Source organism: Acinetobacter radioresistens DSM 6976 = NBRC 102413 = CIP 103788, assembly GCF_006757745.1.
Classification (GTDB): Bacteria; Pseudomonadota; Gammaproteobacteria; order Pseudomonadales; family Moraxellaceae; genus Acinetobacter; species Acinetobacter radioresistens.
In genome coordinates, this window is record NZ_AP019740.1 from 1,633,135 (window position 1) to 1,649,936 (window position 16,802).

General features: G+C 42.6%; 17 protein-coding genes. 7 read left to right on the forward strand and 10 right to left on the reverse strand.

All coding sequences use genetic code 11. The annotated features are described in order from the left end of the window. Positions 1 to 22 precede the first annotated feature (22 nt). The 5 genes from ACRAD_RS16685 to ACRAD_RS07705 form a co-directional block, all read right to left on the reverse strand. Positions 23 to 151, reverse strand: coding sequence for a hypothetical protein (locus tag ACRAD_RS16685; protein WP_016801188.1), 129 nt, complete (start codon positions 149 to 151; stop codon positions 23 to 25). Between the two features lie 39 nt (positions 152 to 190). Continuing rightward, a complete protein-coding gene (locus ACRAD_RS07690; RefSeq protein WP_005026244.1) occupies positions 191 to 1,045 on the reverse strand; it encodes a DMT family transporter in 855 nt (284 codons plus the stop codon). An 88-nt stretch (positions 1,046 to 1,133) separates the two neighbouring features. Next, positions 1,134 to 2,171, reverse strand: coding sequence for a class II fructose-bisphosphate aldolase (gene fba, locus ACRAD_RS07695; RefSeq protein WP_005026246.1), 1,038 nt, complete (start codon positions 2,169 to 2,171; stop codon positions 1,134 to 1,136). Positions 2,172 to 2,292: 121 nt separating this feature from the next. Beyond that, a complete protein-coding gene (locus tag ACRAD_RS07700; RefSeq protein ID WP_005026248.1) occupies positions 2,293 to 2,592 on the reverse strand; it encodes a hypothetical protein in 300 nt (99 codons plus the stop codon). A 139-nt stretch (positions 2,593 to 2,731) separates the two neighbouring features. Then, positions 2,732 to 3,919 (reverse strand): phosphoglycerate kinase, encoded by a 1,188-nt coding sequence (locus ACRAD_RS07705; RefSeq protein ID WP_005026252.1) that lies wholly within the window; start codon positions 3,917 to 3,919, stop codon positions 2,732 to 2,734. Positions 3,920 to 4,058: 139 nt separating this feature from the next. On the opposite strand from ACRAD_RS07705, the gene ACRAD_RS07710 reads away from it, so the two are divergent. The 5 genes from ACRAD_RS07710 (at position 4,059) to tehB (ending at position 9,024) form a co-directional block, all read left to right on the forward strand. After that, positions 4,059 to 4,442, forward strand: coding sequence for a DUF2237 family protein (locus ACRAD_RS07710; RefSeq protein WP_005026254.1), 384 nt, complete (start codon positions 4,059 to 4,061; stop codon positions 4,440 to 4,442). Next, a complete protein-coding gene (locus tag ACRAD_RS07715) occupies positions 4,442 to 5,035 on the forward strand; it encodes a Maf family protein (protein ID WP_005026257.1) in 594 nt (197 codons plus the stop codon). Before ACRAD_RS07710 ends, ACRAD_RS07715 begins: the two co-directional genes overlap by 1 nt. A 30-nt stretch (positions 5,036 to 5,065) precedes the next feature. Next, entirely contained in the window at positions 5,066 to 6,238 is a 1,173-nt protein-coding gene (locus ACRAD_RS07720) for a ribosomal protein uL16 3-hydroxylase (protein ID WP_005026259.1), read from the forward strand. A 169-nt stretch (positions 6,239 to 6,407) separates the two neighbouring features. Next, complete coding sequence (locus tag ACRAD_RS07725; RefSeq protein WP_005026261.1) at positions 6,408 to 8,078, forward strand: FMN-binding glutamate synthase family protein; 1,671 nt, start codon at positions 6,408 to 6,410, stop codon at positions 8,076 to 8,078. A gap of 76 nt (positions 8,079 to 8,154) precedes the next feature. Then, on the forward strand, positions 8,155 to 9,024 hold the full coding sequence (gene tehB, locus ACRAD_RS07730) for an SAM-dependent methyltransferase TehB (RefSeq protein WP_005026264.1): 870 nt from the start codon (positions 8,155 to 8,157) through the stop codon (positions 9,022 to 9,024). Between the two features lie 115 nt (positions 9,025 to 9,139). Here the strand turns inward: tehB and ACRAD_RS07735 are convergent, their stop codons facing one another. From ACRAD_RS07735 to ACRAD_RS07750, 4 genes are read right to left on the reverse strand one after another with little or no spacing between them, the layout of a single operon-like run. After that, on the reverse strand, positions 9,140 to 10,171 hold the full coding sequence (locus tag ACRAD_RS07735) for an alpha/beta hydrolase (protein ID WP_005026265.1): 1,032 nt from the start codon (positions 10,169 to 10,171) through the stop codon (positions 9,140 to 9,142). Then, positions 10,171 to 11,310: a YdcF family protein gene (locus ACRAD_RS07740; protein ID WP_005019973.1), complete on the reverse strand. Its 1,140-nt coding sequence runs from the start codon at positions 11,308 to 11,310 to the stop codon at positions 10,171 to 10,173. The genes ACRAD_RS07735 and ACRAD_RS07740 overlap by 1 nt, the downstream gene beginning before the upstream one ends. Before the next feature lie 7 nt (positions 11,311 to 11,317). Beyond that, the gene (gene murB, locus ACRAD_RS07745) at positions 11,318 to 12,400 is read right to left on the reverse strand and encodes a UDP-N-acetylmuramate dehydrogenase (protein WP_005019972.1); all 1,083 of its coding nucleotides are present in this window, start codon (positions 12,398 to 12,400) and stop codon (positions 11,318 to 11,320) included. After that, positions 12,372 to 12,881: a low molecular weight protein-tyrosine-phosphatase gene (locus ACRAD_RS07750; RefSeq protein WP_005026267.1), complete on the reverse strand. Its 510-nt coding sequence runs from the start codon at positions 12,879 to 12,881 to the stop codon at positions 12,372 to 12,374. The genes murB and ACRAD_RS07750 overlap by 29 nt, the downstream gene beginning before the upstream one ends. Positions 12,882 to 12,997: 116 nt before the next feature. Here ACRAD_RS07750 and ACRAD_RS07755 point away from each other — a divergent pair, with 116 nt between their 5' ends. Together ACRAD_RS07755 and ACRAD_RS07760 are read left to right on the forward strand one after the other, a co-directional pair. Continuing rightward, the gene (locus ACRAD_RS07755; RefSeq protein ID WP_005026271.1) at positions 12,998 to 14,158 is read left to right on the forward strand and encodes an iron-containing alcohol dehydrogenase; all 1,161 of its coding nucleotides are present in this window, start codon (positions 12,998 to 13,000) and stop codon (positions 14,156 to 14,158) included. Continuing rightward, the gene (locus ACRAD_RS07760) at positions 14,155 to 14,589 is read left to right on the forward strand and encodes an acyl-CoA thioesterase (RefSeq protein ID WP_005026273.1); all 435 of its coding nucleotides are present in this window, start codon (positions 14,155 to 14,157) and stop codon (positions 14,587 to 14,589) included. Before ACRAD_RS07755 ends, ACRAD_RS07760 begins: the two co-directional genes overlap by 4 nt. Positions 14,590 to 14,594: 5 nt before the next feature. Here ACRAD_RS07760 and dnaX read toward each other — a convergent pair whose 3' ends face one another. After that, positions 14,595 to 16,760, reverse strand: a complete 2,166-nt coding sequence (gene dnaX, locus ACRAD_RS07765; protein ID WP_005026276.1) for a DNA polymerase III subunit gamma/tau — start codon at positions 16,758 to 16,760, stop codon at positions 14,595 to 14,597. Positions 16,761 to 16,802 lie beyond the last annotated feature (42 nt).

Here is a 16,802-nt window from a genome sequence, read left to right on the forward strand (position 1 = left end):
ACGTCTGCTTAAATTTGAATGTCTAGGTTGCGGCAGCATGTACATAGAACAAATAAATAGACAGCATATGCTTTCCTATCCAGCATGCCCAAATTGCCAGCAGCCAGGCCAGATACTTGGTAGTGTCAATAAACTGGATTATTTGCTTCATCCGGTAGCAGTGATAAAAATTTACTTACCTTAAAGCATATTACATGGCATATGCCAGACAGATTACTCCAGTCAATCCTAAAATTAAGCCGATTAATGTCGGGAGATTCAGTTTTTCTTTAAAGTACAGCAAGCCACTCATCACGCCCAGTAATACTACCAGAATATTCATTCCAGCAAATACAATAGCCGGGCTATCTTTAAGTAGCATATGGGCCTTAATGTACAGAGCAATATTACAAAAATTAAGCAAGCCCAAACCTGAACCAGCTAATATATTTTTTTGTGACCACCGGTTTTTTTGTAAAACCAGAAAACCGCTTGAGAGTACAAAAGAAAAGAGAAAGGCCAGATTCAAGGCCAGTGCAAATTGTAAGCCTAAGCCTGTGGTGTATTTTAAAAGAATATCCACCAACGCGTAGCCTATCCATACACTCAATAGAAAAACCAGACCTTTTTTATGATCGGAAGTCGTTTTTTCCTGAAAATGTTGACCGAATAATAAACTGATTACTGCGACTATTCCTAGACCTATACCCAGCAGTTTACTAATACTGAACTGTTCCTGAAATATAGAAAAAGCAGCCAGTAGAGATAATACAACAGACAGGCGTTGCGCAATTTCGGTTTTCAGGATTCCTGCGTATTGTAGTGATCTGGCCAGACATAGAAATATACCAGGCAATAGCATACCTAAAATAAAAATCAGCCACCACGGAGTGGTACTTAAAGAAACATGAGAAAAATCCGGTTTAAACCATATATAGCAAAGCACACTGGCAACTGCATAATTGACAGTAATCATTTGCAGAGCATCAAAACCGTGTGATTTGCCCCATTTTAAGAATATAGACACTGCCACACTGCATAAGGCCGCCCCAAAAATCAGTTCCATCTTGCCACTCTTAGCTTGTTTTACTTGAGCTTATAGAAAAAGCCCACATCTGTGGGCTTTTAAATATTATAAAAAATCACGTAGTGAGTTATTTATAACGATCAACCATTTTTTCCAGTGAAATCGGATGGATTTTATCTGCATGGCCTGCCGTACCAAATGCTTCATAACGATCTACACAGATCTGTTTCATTGCATCAATAGTCTTGGCAAAGAATTTACGCGGATCAAATTCACTTGGCTGCTCAGCCATCATACGGCGCATTGCACCGGTAGAAGCCAGACGTAAGTCTGTATCGATGTTAATTTTACGTACACCATGTTTGATCGCTTCTACCAACTGCTCAACTGGCACACCATAAGTTTCTTTGATATCGCCGCCGTACTGGTTAATAATAGCTAACCATTCTTGTGGAACTGAACTTGAGCCATGCATAACCAGGTGTGTATTTGGTAGAGCCGCGTGAATTTCTTTAATACGGTCAATTGCCAAGATGTCTCCCGTTGGTGGACGGGTGAATTTATACGCACCATGTGAAGTACCTACAGCAATTGCCAGCGCATCAACATTGGTATCAGCCACAAAACTGCGTGCTTCTTCTACAGAAGTCAACAGCTGAGAATGGTCAAGTATCCCTTCTGCACCTACGCCATCTTCTTCACCAGCCATACCGGTTTCAAGTGAACCCAGACAGCCAATTTCACCTTCTACTGAAACACCACAAGCATGTGCCATTTGTACAGTACGACGAGTCACATCAACATTGTATTCATAGGAAGTTGGTGTTTTACCATCTTCACCTAATGAACCATCCATCATCACCGAGCTAAAGCCAAGCTGAATTGAACGTTGGCAAACATCTGGGCTGGTACCATGATCTTGGTGCATAACTACCGGAATGTGTGGCCATTCTTCAATAGCAGCCAGAATAAGATGACGCAAGAACGGCGCCCCTGCATACTTACGGGCCCCCGCTGAAGCTTGTACGATCACAGGTGAATTGGTTGCGTCTGCAGCCAGCATGATTGCGCGCATTTGTTCTAAATTGTTTACATTGAACGCTGGTACGCCGTAGCTATGTTCTGCGGCGTGGTCCAAGAGCTGGCGCATCGAAATAAGTGCCATAATATCCTCCCAGGTAATGCGGCCTATTCTACCCTGTCATTTATTTCAATTCAGCAACAAAACACATGATTTAAAAAAAAATCCCTGCATTTGCAGGGACTTTTAAACAAAAGCCTACAATTTACTGTGTGGCTGTGCCTGTAGTAGCTGTTTCAGCATCTGGTGCAGGCATTTCTGCTGCTGGAGTCATAGAATCTTCAGCTGGTGCATTCGCTTGTTCAGGCGAAATATCTGTATTATTTTCATCCATGACTGGCTTATCGATTGCATCAATTGCAGCTTGTTGTTCAGGTGTTATTTTTTCTTCTGCAGCAGGTGCATTTTGCCCCTGATCAGTTGCAGCTGCTTCTTCTTTCTTTGCACACGCAGTTAGTACCAGTGGTGCGACCAGTGAGATCACAAGCATAAATTTTAACTTCATTACCTTTACCCAAACAAAGAAGATCTAATGCAGATTATGTTATTGCACAAATATGACAGTTATATGAATCTAAAATGAAAACAGGCTGGACCAAGCCAACCTGTTTAAACTTTAAAAATTATAGAATCAGAAGAATGTATTAGGCACGCTCTAGTAGCACGGCTACTGCTGGCAAGGTTTTGCCTTCTACAAACTCAAGGAAAGCCCCTCCACCAGTCGAGATATAGCCAATTTTGTCAGCGACTTCATATTTATCAATAGCTGCCAATGTATCTCCACCGCCTGCTATCGAGAAACCGGCAGACTTTGCAATTGCCTGAGAAAGCGTTTTGGTACCCTCTCCAAACTGGTCAACTTCAAATACACCGACCGGACCATTCCATAAAATAGTTTTTGAATTTTTAAGAATCTCTGCAAATGCCTGAGCTGTTTCTGGACCAACATCCAGAATCATATCATTTTCCGAAACTTCTGATACTTTTTTGACTACAGCTTGAGCTTTTGCCAATGAACCCAAGAAATCTTCAAAGTTAATTTCAGATGCATTAGCAACAACCACGTCAGTTGGCAAAGGGACAGAAACTTTCGCAGCAATCGCTTTTGCAGTGTCGACCAGGTCTGCTTCAAAAAGCGATTTACCCACGTTATAACCGGCGGCGGCCAAGAAAGTATTGGCAATACCGCCGCCAACAATTAACTGGTCACAAAGTGTAGATAAAGAATTTAAAACGTCGAGTTTAGTAGAGACTTTAGAACCTGCAACAATTGCTACCATCGGCTTTTCAGGTGTTTTTAGTGCACGGCCCAGTGCATCCAGTTCTGCTGCAAGCAGCGGCCCTGCTGCTGCAACCTTGGCAAAGCGCGCTACACCTTCTGTAGATGCTTCTGCACGATGCGCAGTACCAAATGCATCCATAACAAAGACATCACACAATGCAGCGTATTTTTGTGCCAGCTCAGGATTATTCTTCTTTTCACCTGCATTGAAACGTACATTTTCCAGTAAAACTACCTGGCCGGCCTGAACTTGAACGCCATCCAAGTACTCTGTAACCAACTGGACTTCCTGACCCAGTGCCTGAGACAGATAAGCCGCAACAGGAGCGAGTGACTGTTCCGGTTTAGGTTCACCCTCTACCGGACGACCCAGATGAGAACACACTATCACTGCTGCACCTTTTTCCAGCGCAGCCTGAATTGTCGGTAATGCAGCGCGTAGACGTGCATCGCTCGTAATCTCACCATTTTTTACAGGAACGTTTAAGTCTTCACGAATAAGGACACGTTTGCCTGTCAGGTCAAGGTCAGTCATACGCTGAAAGTTCATGTAATACTCTCTTTATGTATTTAAAAATGCCATCGATTTTAAATGATTATGCTTAAAAAGGTTAGCTTCTTTTGCATAAAAGCTAACGTTCGCCAAAGATTTGTTATGATAGATAAAGCCTGTCTATTTCCGAGTACTTATGTCTTTTCATCCTGATCCGAAGATTAACCGCTTAAATGTATTAGGTGAACCCTTGGCAAGCTGTTGCTATGACCCTATTACCGGATATTTCCGTAATGGTTTTTGCCATACTGCTGCTACTGATCTGGGCCAGCATACTGTTTGTGCACAGATGACATCTGAATTTCTAAGTTTTTCTCAAAAACTGGGTAATGACCTGATTACACCCTTACCGGAAGTGGGTTTTCCCGGTCTAAAACCTGGTGACTTCTGGTGTATCTGCGTAACGCGCTGGGTTGAAGCCTATCAGGCTGATATGGCTCCGCCTGTAAAAATTCATGCCTGCCATCAGGCAGTACTCAGTTATGTACCTTTAGATATTTTAATGGATTATGCAATTTGATGAAGCAGCCTCCTCTTATTCTGGCCTCCAGTAGTGAGACCCGTAAAGCGCTGTTGAATCGTTTAGGCTTGCAGTATCGATGTATTTCACCAGATATTGATGAATTACCCCAGGGTGAGACACATGCAGATGAACTTGCAAGGAGACTGGCTTTTGACAAAGCTCATATTGTTGCCAGACTTTACCCTGAAGCAGTAGTGATTGGTTCCGATCAGGTAGCATGGCGGGAACATACACCCGATGATTTTATAGGTAAGCCCTTAACAGTTGAAAAGGCAGTGCAACAGTTGCAGGTCAATTCCGGGAAAACGGTCTATTTTAGTACGGGGCTGAGTGTACAGCAGCATTCCACAGGTTTTCAGCACACACTGGTAGAGCATTATCAGGTAAAATTCCGCACATTAAATCTGGCCGAAATTGAGCGATACATCGAACTGGATCAACCACTTCACTGTGCAGGTAGCTTTAAATGTGAAAGTCTGGGCATTAGTCTGTTTGAAAAGATGACGGGTAATGACCAGACAACTTTAATGGGCCTACCCATGATTCAGCTATGCCAGATTTTGCGCCAACTCGACTTCCAGATTCCCTAGCTAATTTTTTTAATATTTACAGGTTTTTCTATGTCCCAACCTCTAGCTGTCTTAGGCGGTATAACTGCCGAACAATTTTTAAGTGAATATTGGCAAAAAAAACCGCTACTGGTCCGTAATGCCCTGCCCGAAATTATCAATATTCTTGAACCGAACGATGTTAAAGAACTTGCGCTTGAAGAAAATATTACTGCCCGTTTAATCAAGCAAAAAGATAAAGATTCTAACCAGTGGTCAGTGAAATCTTCTCCCCTGATTAAAGGCGATTTCCAGAAAATGCCAAAACTATGGACCTTGCTGGTTCAGGCGGTTGACCATTATTCATTTGACCTCGCAGCCCTATGGAAAAAATTTCCCTTTATTCCACAGTGGCGCCGTGATGATATTATGGTGTCTTATGCGCCTAAAGGCGGTTCAGTTGGCAAGCATTTTGACTTTTATGATGTATTCCTGGTGCAAGGTTACGGTCACCGTCGCTGGCAGCTTGGGCAGATGTGCGATGCAGACACGGCTTTTGTTCCAGGTCAGCCTCTTAAACTGCTACCAGATATGGAGGTAAATTTTGATGAAGTACTGGCTCCAGGTGATCTGTTATATGTTCCGCCAGGTCTGTCTCACTATGGCGTAGCAGAAGATGACTGCCTGACCTTTTCCTTTGGTTTTCGCATGCCTAATATTGCAGATATGATGGATCGTGTGAGTGATAAATTTTCTGAAGACCAGTTACTCAGAAATCCGCTAACCGATATTCTGCGTGACCAGGCTACAGCAGCAGGCGAGATTACACCTGTTGAACTTGAGTACCTTAAAACAGAACTGCTTGCCCGTCTGCAAAACTCTACTGTACTTGATGATGCTATTATCAGCTTGATGTCAGAGCCGAAGTATCCGGAGAATATTCCTGAAGCGGAAGAGATCGGTACAGGTGATCTGGAAGAAGCTTTGGATCAGGGTTACATGCTAATGCTGGAACCTGCTTCACGCCTGCTTTATACAGATGAAGACAACCAGCTACTTTTTTGGGCAAATGGTGAAGCACTATATATTTCTGAAAGCTTTGCAGCCTATTTAAAGCGCCTTGCTGATGGTGAAATTCTGGTTCTTGATCAGAATTTAAATGATGAAGAAATACTTGAAGATATCGCACAACTATTGACTGACTCTATTTTGATGCTGCTTCCACCAGAAGAAGAGCAGAACTAATATTTATTTATAAAAAATAGCCAGACCTGTTCTGGTTATTTTTTTATCTGAAAAATTATCTCAGTTATCTTCTTATATGACTGAGAATGAACAAAACTCTCATTGAGAAATATAGCCCGGCTTGGCAAGTTGAATCTATTGAAAAATATTAAAAGGAAAGCTGAATATAATGGCAAGCCCAGCACAAACAATACGTCATAAGCTCCTCAATACATTTTTCTCAAGACAATCGGTCTGGTTCCTGTGCATTCTGATCGCATTAGGTATTACCATGCTTAGGCTATTCTATGAGCCACATTATATTTATTACTTCGTTTCAGATACCTTGCTTAACAGTGTCTGGCTAATCACAGCTTTGCTCAGCCTGCTGGGTCTCTATGATGTTTTGCAGAATCGTCACTCGATCTTAAAAAACTATCCGATTATGGGCCACTTTCGCTATATCTTTGAAGATTTTCGTCCAGAGATCCGGCAGTATTTTATTGAATCGGATCATGATGCACTGCCATTTTCACGGGTACAGCGCAGTCTAGTATATCAGCGTGCGAAAAATGAAAATTCAGATAAACCCTTTGGCTCAATTTTAGATGTCTATCAGGCAGATTATCGTTTTATTACTCACTCCCTGGCACCTTGCTCACCAGCAGATCCGGCCACTTTTCGTATTCAGATTGGTAATGAGCAATGTACTCAGCCCTATAGCGCTTCAATTTTCAATATCTCTGGCATGAGTTTTGGCAGTCTCAGCGCCAATGCAATTCTGGCGTTAAATCAGGGTGCCAAGATGGGTAACTTTTACCATGACACAGGAGAAGGCAGTATCAGCCCTTATCATCTGGAAAATGGTGGCGATTTGGTCTGGCAAATTGCCAGTGGTTATTTTGGCTGCCGGACGCTTGACGGACAGTTTGATGAAGGAAAGTTTGCTAAACAGGCACAACTTGAACAGGTTAAAATGATTGAACTCAAACTTTCCCAAGGCGCCAAACCGGGTCATGGCGGTATTTTGCCAAAGCATAAAATTTCTGAAGAAATTGCCCTGATTCGGGGAGTAAGTCGTGATCGTGACTGCATCTCTCCTTCTACCCACTCTGCTTTTCGTACACCGATCCAGATGATGCACTTTCTGCAAAAATTACGTGATCTTTCTGGTGGTAAACCAGTAGGCTTTAAGCTCTGTATTGGGCATCCATGGCAATTTATGAGTATTGTAAAAGCTATGCTGGAAACCAAAATTGTACCGGATTTTATTGTAGTCGATGGCTCTGAGGGTGGTACAGGTGCAGCACCAATTGAATTTAGTGACTACATTGGTACACCTCTGCGTGAAGGCTTACGCTTTGTACATAATACCTTGGTGGGTACCGGTTTACGTGATCAGATCAAGATTGGAGCAGCGGGTAAAATCGTCAGTGCATTTGATATTGCCAGTACATTTGCACTGGGCGCAGACTGGGTGAATTCAGGTCGGGGGTTCATGTTTGCAATTGGCTGTATACAGGCACAAAGCTGCCATACCAATCAGTGCCCGGTTGGGGTAGCTACACAGGACCGTGACCGACAAAAAGCTTTACATGTGCCCACCAAAGCTGAACGGGTTTTTAATTTCCATAAAAACACTTTGCATGCCCTGGCAGATATGATAGCAGCAGCAGGCTTGCGTCATCCTTCGGAACTTGATGCACACCATCTGACACAACGGATTAATGACCGGGAAATTAAAAATTATGCCCAGTTGCATTATTTTATGGAGGAAAATGCCCTTATTAATAACCAGCTTCAGGATAAAGAAAATTTTTATTACCGCATGTGGCAAATGGCCAGTGCTCAAAAATTCTGAACTGTAAAAAGCTGAGTACATACATTCTTCACTTGGCTAACTTGATCACCATAAAACTCTATCTGAGGAAAATACGATGAGTAACTTGCGCTGTTATAAACAAATGCCTGTATGGTCTAATAAAACCCTTCCTCAGAATTTCCGCGAGAAACATAATACTCAAGAAGGGACTTGGGCTAAATTGACAATATTGCAGGGCGAACTGGTATTTGCCATGCTATCAGAAAATGGTGAAATAATTTCTGAAGAAACTTTTAATGCTAGTCATCAACCTTCCTTAGTCTCACCTCAAGCATGGCACAAAATTGTCTCTACCAGTTCCGATATTGCCTGCCAACTTGAATTTTTCTGTGAACCTGAGCGTTACTTTGAAAAGAAATATGGACTAGTACCAACGCATTCCGAAATACGTATGGCGAGTAAAATTCTGCACAGTGCAGGTACCGCACTTGATCTTGGTTGTGGTAGTGGTCGCAATACACTTTTTCTCAGTGAAAAAGGTTTTGAGGTCGATGCATGGGATATTAATGAAGCTAGCATCAATAAGCTTAATGAAATTATTGGTGCAGAGAAAATTGATCATATTCACACTGAAATACGTGACCTGAACCAGAATCCCATTATTGAAAAACGCTATAACTTTATCTTTTCAACGGTTGTGCTGATGTTTTTACAGCCCACTACTATTCCCCGACTTATAGAAGAAATGCAAAAAGCAACTCTGCCTGAAGGTTATAATCTGATTGTTGCGGCTATGGATACACCAGACTATCCATGTAATGTTGATTTCCCCTTCACCTTTAAAGAAGGAGAGCTCATTCGTTATTATACAGGTTGGAATATCTTACAATATAATGAAGATGTTGGTGAACTGCATCGGCTCGATGAGCATGGTCGCCGGATAAAATTGCGTTTTGCTACATTACTGGCAAAAAAACAGGCTTGAATATAAAAGCATACTATTCACTAAAAACTACAAAGCCAGGTCATTACTCTGGCTTTTCCAGAAGATTATATGACAGTAAATTTTATTAGTGCTTAATGCCAGATCATGAGCTTATTTATTCATAATAGTATTTTGAAGGTCTGGCGTGTAGAAATGCCGGAATCAGCCCGGTAAGTGCAGCCCGAATATCAGCCCGCTCATTAATGAGTTGATGCGAACCCTCTTCAAGCATAAGCAGGGTCTGTAACCGGAATTTTCGCCGGATAAATTCAATGTTATAACGCCAGTCTACCGTCTGGTCCAGTGCTCCCTGAGCAAGCCAGACTGGTATTCGGCAAGCTGGTCTCTGCTCCATTTCCTGCATCCACCGCGACATCGCCAGAATCCAGTCCATACCCATCATACGGGGCTGTAAGGGATCTTTTAAGCGAATAAAGCGCAGAAATTCCGGATTATGGTTATTACGCCGGAAATGTCGAGGCACTTGCCGCTTGATACGCCGGATAATACCGAGGCCAACCGGGTTATGCCACCATGCTGTTTTTGCAGGTCGAATGAGTGGAGATAAAAGCAAAATACGATCAACAATCGGATTACGGCGCTGCTCAGCATATTCGAGCAAATGATGCATCCAGATTGCGCCTCCTGTACTCTGCCCAATACCTAACCATGGTTGCGGCAACTGGTCAGCCTGACGAACATACTGATATACGGCCAGTAAAACTTGCTGATAATGATCAAAATTCTGGATATTGGCCGGCGAACCGTCACTTAAGCCATGCCCTGGCAAGTCATATGTTATTACGCTGAAGCCCTGTTCAAGTATTTCACGGATGATTGGCTGGTAAATGCCACTGTGTTCAAGATAACCATGCAGCAAACAGACCGTACCTTTAATTTCAGCAACTCTCGGTTTAAAAACCTGTACATGTAATCGAAAAAGTGGCATGGGAACATAACCCTGCCATTGGTCACAGTCCAGCAGATTTAAGCCATAAAGTTTGCGATAAGCTAAAATATCAACTGAGGGCTCATACGGGCGGTTCAGATTTAATGGTTCTAGAAGCTGTGAAGTAATTTCACGGCTAGGTATAGGCAAGTCAAGCTGGGTAAGTACATTCGGATTTAAAAACGGGATATCTGACATTAAGGTACCTCCCGGCAGCCACTTGAGCCAAATAGGATATCGCGAATTGTGGCCAGCATTTCGTAATTGGCACGGCGACTGTGATCATAATTCTGCCGGCTTGGACGCCAGTCTGTTAATTTTGAAGGCATAGGTGCTTCAACCGGTATGGTTTCTATACCGTTTAGTGCAAATAAACGGCGTGTACGTGGCATATGATAAACATCCGTGATCAAGATTACTGTAGGTGCCCCACCTTTTTTCTGTAAAAGCAATGAACTGAACCGTGAATTCTCACAGGTATTCATACTGCGGTTTTCCAGTAATTTTGCTTCTACATTTCTTTCTTTTAGCCAAGCCTGCATATAAGGGGCTTCTACCCCGCTTAAAACAATGGGTAAATGGTATTGTTTTTCGACTTCCAGGGTTTTCTCGAGCCGCAAGCGGGTATATTTATTCACTACAATATCTTTCTGGTTATCAGCTAAAGTCAATCCGCCACCTAAAACAACAATTGCATAAGGTTTGCTGGAACTTGCCGGATAGACTGGTTCATTTTTTTCTTTTTGTATTTGGGCAATATCTTGATAAATTTCGCTTTCTACTGCCTCTTGCTGTTCAACCGGATGTGTCATCAGGAAATCTATATATTGCTCCATTAACACCTTATTCTCTGCGCTATTCAATTGCAGAAGCTCACGCATGTCTTCAACCGAATCGGAGACTGGCTGTTCTTGTTCCTGTCCTTTTTTATCAACAGATGGAACCAGTAATGGAATAACCGGTTGGTCGTCCTTATCGTTTTCTTCTTTTTCCTGTTCTTCAATAATAATTTTTTGCAATGCTTTATAACGGGCCTGTAGCGTAGGCAAATCCTGTGCATTCTGGTTTTGCATAGACTGCTCCATCAGTTTTAAATATGCCTGACGGGCAATCCAGAGATTTGAACCAGGCTCTAGTTCCTCATATTCGCTCAGGGCGGCCATTTCCTGACTTTTTGCTGCCACTTGATTGACTTCTACTGGCACAAAAGTATTAAGAGCCTTGACCACCAGCTGCGAATAAAAAGGAGTATAGATAAAAACCATCAGACAGCCGAGCAGTACAAATATGCCTGCGGCAAGCTGTACTAAACGCACCATCCAATGATACTGAGCCATAAACTGTTTATTCCGTATGTGAGCAAATCTGGGCTATTTCATTATAGAGTACCGGTTCCGGCTCGAGCATGATGTTAAATTTCTGATAAACATCGTGCTGTACCGCGCAGTATGTAGCTTTGATATCTTCTAATGACGCTTCAGCATAGTTGACCAGGACCAGTGCCTGTTTTTCAAACATGCCTACCTGACCCAGACGCTTACCCTTCCATCCTGCCTGCTCAATCAGCCAGCCGGCTGCAATCTTGGCCTGACCAGTCAACTGGGGGTAATGCGGTAGTCTCGGGAATCGCACTGCCAGTTTTTGATAAGCCTCATTACTAATCACAGGATTTTTAAAAAAACTGCCGGCATTAGGATATTGTGCCGGATCAGGTAACTTACTTTGTCGAATATGAATAACCTGCTGTTGCAGGTTTTCGGCACTCTGATCACCTGCCATAGCCAGTTTCAGATCGCCATAGTTCAGCTTGAGCTGCGGTGTTTTTAATAACCTGAATGTTACATGGGTAATAATGTAGCGATTTGGCTGATCTTTAAAAATACTGTGCCGGTATGAAAAACCGCAATCTTTAGCACAGATCGAGTCAAACTGGCCAGTTTCACGGTCATATACTTGTACCGATTCAATAAAATCCCCAGCTTCTACCCCATAAGCACCAATATTCTGTACAGGTGACGCGCCAACTCGTCCTGGAATTAAAGCCAGGTTCTGTAAGCCATACAAGCGTTTTGTGGTGGTATAGAGTACAAACTCATGCCAGACCTGACCGGCACCCACCCTCAGGCTGCGGCTTTGTTCATCTTCATCTAAATACTCAATACCTTGAATATCAATATGCATGACCAGTGCATTAATCTTTTCAGGTAGAAGCAGGTTACTGCCACCAGAAAGTACAAGAATATTCAGCTGATTCTGGATAGCATATTGAACCGCAGCCGGAATCTGCCGAGTCTGTTCAATGTGAATGTAATGGGAAGCGACACTGTTAAGCTTTAAACTGTTAAAAGGTTTAAGTTGAATATTATTTTGAATCTGAATCACATCTAAACCTTTTAAATTACTGACCAAACTGACTTTTAAATACATTTATCCAGGCACGACTGCTTGATTCACACTGATCCAGTACCCGCTCAAAACCATCAAGTCCGCCATAATAGGGATCGGGTAAAGCCTGCTTGGAATATTCAGGGTCATGCTCACTCATCAGAGCAACTTTTGCACGCAGGCATGTTTCGCCATATTCAAGACCAGCTTGATGCATTACTGCTTGTATATCTTCAAGATTCTGATGATCCATTGTCAGAATCAAGTCAAAATCAAGAAAATCCTGAGTCTTTAACTGACGAGCTCTTAACGTTGAGAGATCATAACCACGTTTTTTAGCATGCTTCTGACTCCGTTGGTCAGGTGCTTTACCTGGATGATAATTACTGGTGCCAGCTGAATCAACGATTACATTTAACTGATGCTCGTCACAATAATGCCTCAGGACAATTTCCGCTGTGGGAGAGCAGCAAATATTTCCTAAACAGACACACAACACCTTATACGGCGCTTTGGACGACATAACGACCTCAAGTACAGCTTTCTTTTGAAGAGTCTTATGTTAAGTTATTTACAGGATGAATCCTATAGAACTGTAAAACAATAATGTTCAATTTTTTAAAGAATTAAGGAAAACGTATGGGCCAATTTCAGTTTCAAACCGTTCCCAATATTATTGCTGGGCTAGGCTCAATTGAGAGACTCAAGCAAATCTTGATAGAGCAGAAGTCCAAAAAACTGTTATTGGTTACCGATCCGGGAATGCTGGCTCAGCAGCTTCATCAACCTGTTTTAGATATTTTACATAGCATTGGACTTGAATATAGTATTTATGCTGATGTACAGGCTGATCCACCAGAAGACGTAGTCCTGGCAGCCGCCCGTTTTGCCCGAGAAGAAAAAGCAGACATTATTTTAGGCTTTGGTGGCGGCAGCTCTATGGACGTTGCCAAGATTATTGCCCTGCTTGCGCATCCTGAACAACAGCAAAAGCTCCAGGAGATGTATGGTGTAAATCAGGTCCAAGGCGCACGACTGAAATTAATTTTAATTCCCACCACTGCTGGTACCGGCTCCGAAGTCACGCCTATTTCGATAGTAACCACTGGGGAAACAACAAAAAGTGGAATAGTATCACCTGTGCTTTTTGCAGATACTACTATACTCGATGCAAATTTCACCCGAAATTTACCGCGTCATATTACTGCAGCGACCGGTATTGATGCGATGGTACATGCTGTCGAAGCCTATACATCTAAAATTAAAAAAAATTTCTATGCGGATTTACTCGCAGTTAAAGCGCTCCAGATTCTTTATACAAATTTAAGACCGGTACTTGAAGATGGCCAAAATATGGAAGCCCGGCAGAATATGCTGGTCGGTTCAATGCTTGCCGGGCAGGCCTTTGCCAACTCACCAGTGGGTGCGGTACATGCCTTGGCTTATCCGCTTGGTGGACACTTCCATATTTCACATGGGCATAGCAATGCTCTGGTTTTTACTGAAGTCTTAAAATTTAACCTGACTTATGCCAAGCAGCACTATGCTGAATTGATGTTACATATTGAACCTAAAAGTAGTGGCTCAGTAGAAGGCCTCAGTGATCTGTTTATTGATCATATGCAAAATTATCTGGACATCACTGGTTTACCCTTGACTTTGCAATCACTCGCAATACCTGAGCAGGCTTTAGAACAGCTGGCACAAGATGCAGTATTACAAACCCGGCTATTACAGAATAACCCCCGTGAGCTGGGTTATGAAGATGCGCTCAATATATACCGAGCCATTTATTCATGAATAAGCCTGTAATTACCGAACGCAAGCATTTTAGATTTTTCTTGCCGATTCAGACTCGCTGGGCAGATAATGATATATACGGGCACGTCAATAACGTAACCTATTATAGCTATTTTGACACGGCGGCTAATTCGCTGCTGATTCAGAAAGCAGGGTTTAATATTCATCAATCCCCTGTAATTGGGCTGGTAGTTGATTCTGCTTGCAGCTTTTTTCAGGAACTGTCTTTTCCTGAAATAATTGAGGTTGGCGTAGCAATTGAACGGATTGGCCAATCTTCTTTAACATATCGTTTAGCGATTTTTAAACAGGGTCAGCAGCAAGCATCTGCACAAGGTCACTTTGTTCATGTGCTTGTAAATCGTGAAACACGAAAAAGCACTCCCATATCTCAACAGATGCGGGAGGATCTAGCCACTTATTGTTTATAAAACAATCATGATTTTAACTGGATATTTTGCAGCTCGGCATCAAAAAGATGAATTAAACTCTGAATTGCAGGCTCCTGCTGTAGTAATTCTTTTGCACGCTGGTACGCTTTTTCCTTGCGTACCGTTTGCATGATATATGGCGTGATCTGCTCAATTTCTTTGTATTCCACTTGAAACTGTGTATCAGGCCATTGCTCTTTCATGGCTTGCTCTAAAGCATGCTGGAGCTGAGACAGCATTCCTTCATATTGTTGTGGAATTTGAAAAACTGACAGGCCATTAATCGTGCCTGTCATCAGTCCATGCTGGGCCAGCTCTTGAACGGCAGGTGATAACTCGCTATTCCTAAACCAGTATTCCCATTTGTCTACAGTCCATTCATGCTCTAACTGCTGAGGTGTTAGTGTTAGAATATCCTGAGGCATCAAGTGACCAGAGTTTTCATATTGCTGAGCGCTAATACCAGCTTTTTCCAGCTTAGTATCAGACAATTCTTCATCAGAAAAACTATGAGATACCTGCTCAATCTTTCCCCCGGTTTTAAAGGACTCGGCTACAGGTAACTCAACAAATAAATCTTCCGCAGATATGGTAGGCGCTGTTTCACTCTGGCTAAGATCTTTTGGTATATCGGATTGGGTGTTTATTGCCAGTTCTGAAATGACTAGAGCATCAGGCTCAAGAAATTTAGTATCCAAAAGATCAGCAGAAGGCGCTACCGGTTTAGGCTGAACATTTAAACCTGCCTCATCAAACCCGACCAGCCCATCAGCCGAGTTTAAATTAAAGCTCAGCATTTCATTTGCTGCTGAACTTTCCTCAGTATTACTGTCCGGAACAGCTGATTTTAGCGGTTTTTTCTCAAAAGGTTTAGAAGAGTCTGCCGTAGTTTTAGACACAGTGTCTGGCTCTGCTCCAGCGAATGATAACTCTTCAGAAATAAAATTTGTCTCAGGCTCAAGTTTCTCTGCTAAAACTGTTACCTGTGGTTCAGACGAACGAGGTGCTGTATTAACTTCTGCCGATGCTGAAAAGCTACTATCAGAAACCGCCGGTCTAGAATTGTCTATTGATATTTCATCAGGTGCCAAAGGTCGAAAAGCTAACAGCCGTAAAATACACATTTCAAAGCCCTGCTCTTGCGTAACAGACAGTTGCAGGTCAGCTCGCCCCTTACAGGCAATTTGATAATACAGTTGCAGGTCTTGCGCTGAAATCAGGCGTGAGAGCTGTAAAATTTTACGGTTAATCTCATCACTGTATTTAAGGCCTAGGTCAGGCAAATATTGTAATAGAGCCAATTCGTGTAAGGTCGAAATCAACTGATCCAGAACAAGTGAAACATCCAGTGCCTGATGTCTAAACTGTAATAAAAGCTGGCTGACCCGGGCCTGATTATTCTGATGAATAGCCAAGATCAGGTCATAGATGATAGTGCGGTCAATGAGCCCCAGCATCTCTTTGACATCCTGATGGTGTACCTCACCCTGACCATAAGCAATAGCCTGATCTGTCAGGGACAATGCATCACGTAGGGAGCCTTGGGCAGACTCACCAATTTGCCAGATGGCGTCACTATCGGCATTAATCTCTTCTTTTTGTAAAATTCGGGTTAAATGTTCAGTAATCTCATCAACTGCTAATGGTCGCAAGGTAAATTGCAGGCATCGTGAAATAACCGTAATAGGTAATTTCTGCGGATCTGTGGTAGCGAATAAAAACTTTACATGCTCTGGCGGCTCTTCGAGCGTTTTCAGGAGTGCATTAAAAGAGTGAGTAGAGAGCATATGCACTTCATCGATCAGATAAACCTTAAAGCGTCCCTGAGTCGGTGCATAAGGTACATTGTCGAGCAGTTCGCGGGTATCTTCAACTTTGGTTCTTGAAGCGGCATCAATTTCAATCAGATCAATGAAACGGCCTTCATTGACGGCTTTACAGGTAGCACATACTTCGCATGGTGTAGAAGTAACACCGGTTTCACAGTTTAAGCACTTTGCTAAAATACGCGCAATTGTTGTTTTGCCTACGCCACGTGTACCTGTAAATAAATAAGCATGATGCAGACGGCCACGTTCTAACGCATTGGTCAGCGCCCGTGACACATGGCTTTGCCCGACCAGCTCATTAAAGTTGCGTGGACGATATTTTCGCGCAAGTACTTGATACATGTATGCTCCTTTTTGCCTGTATAAGCATACTGTTTTTTTGCA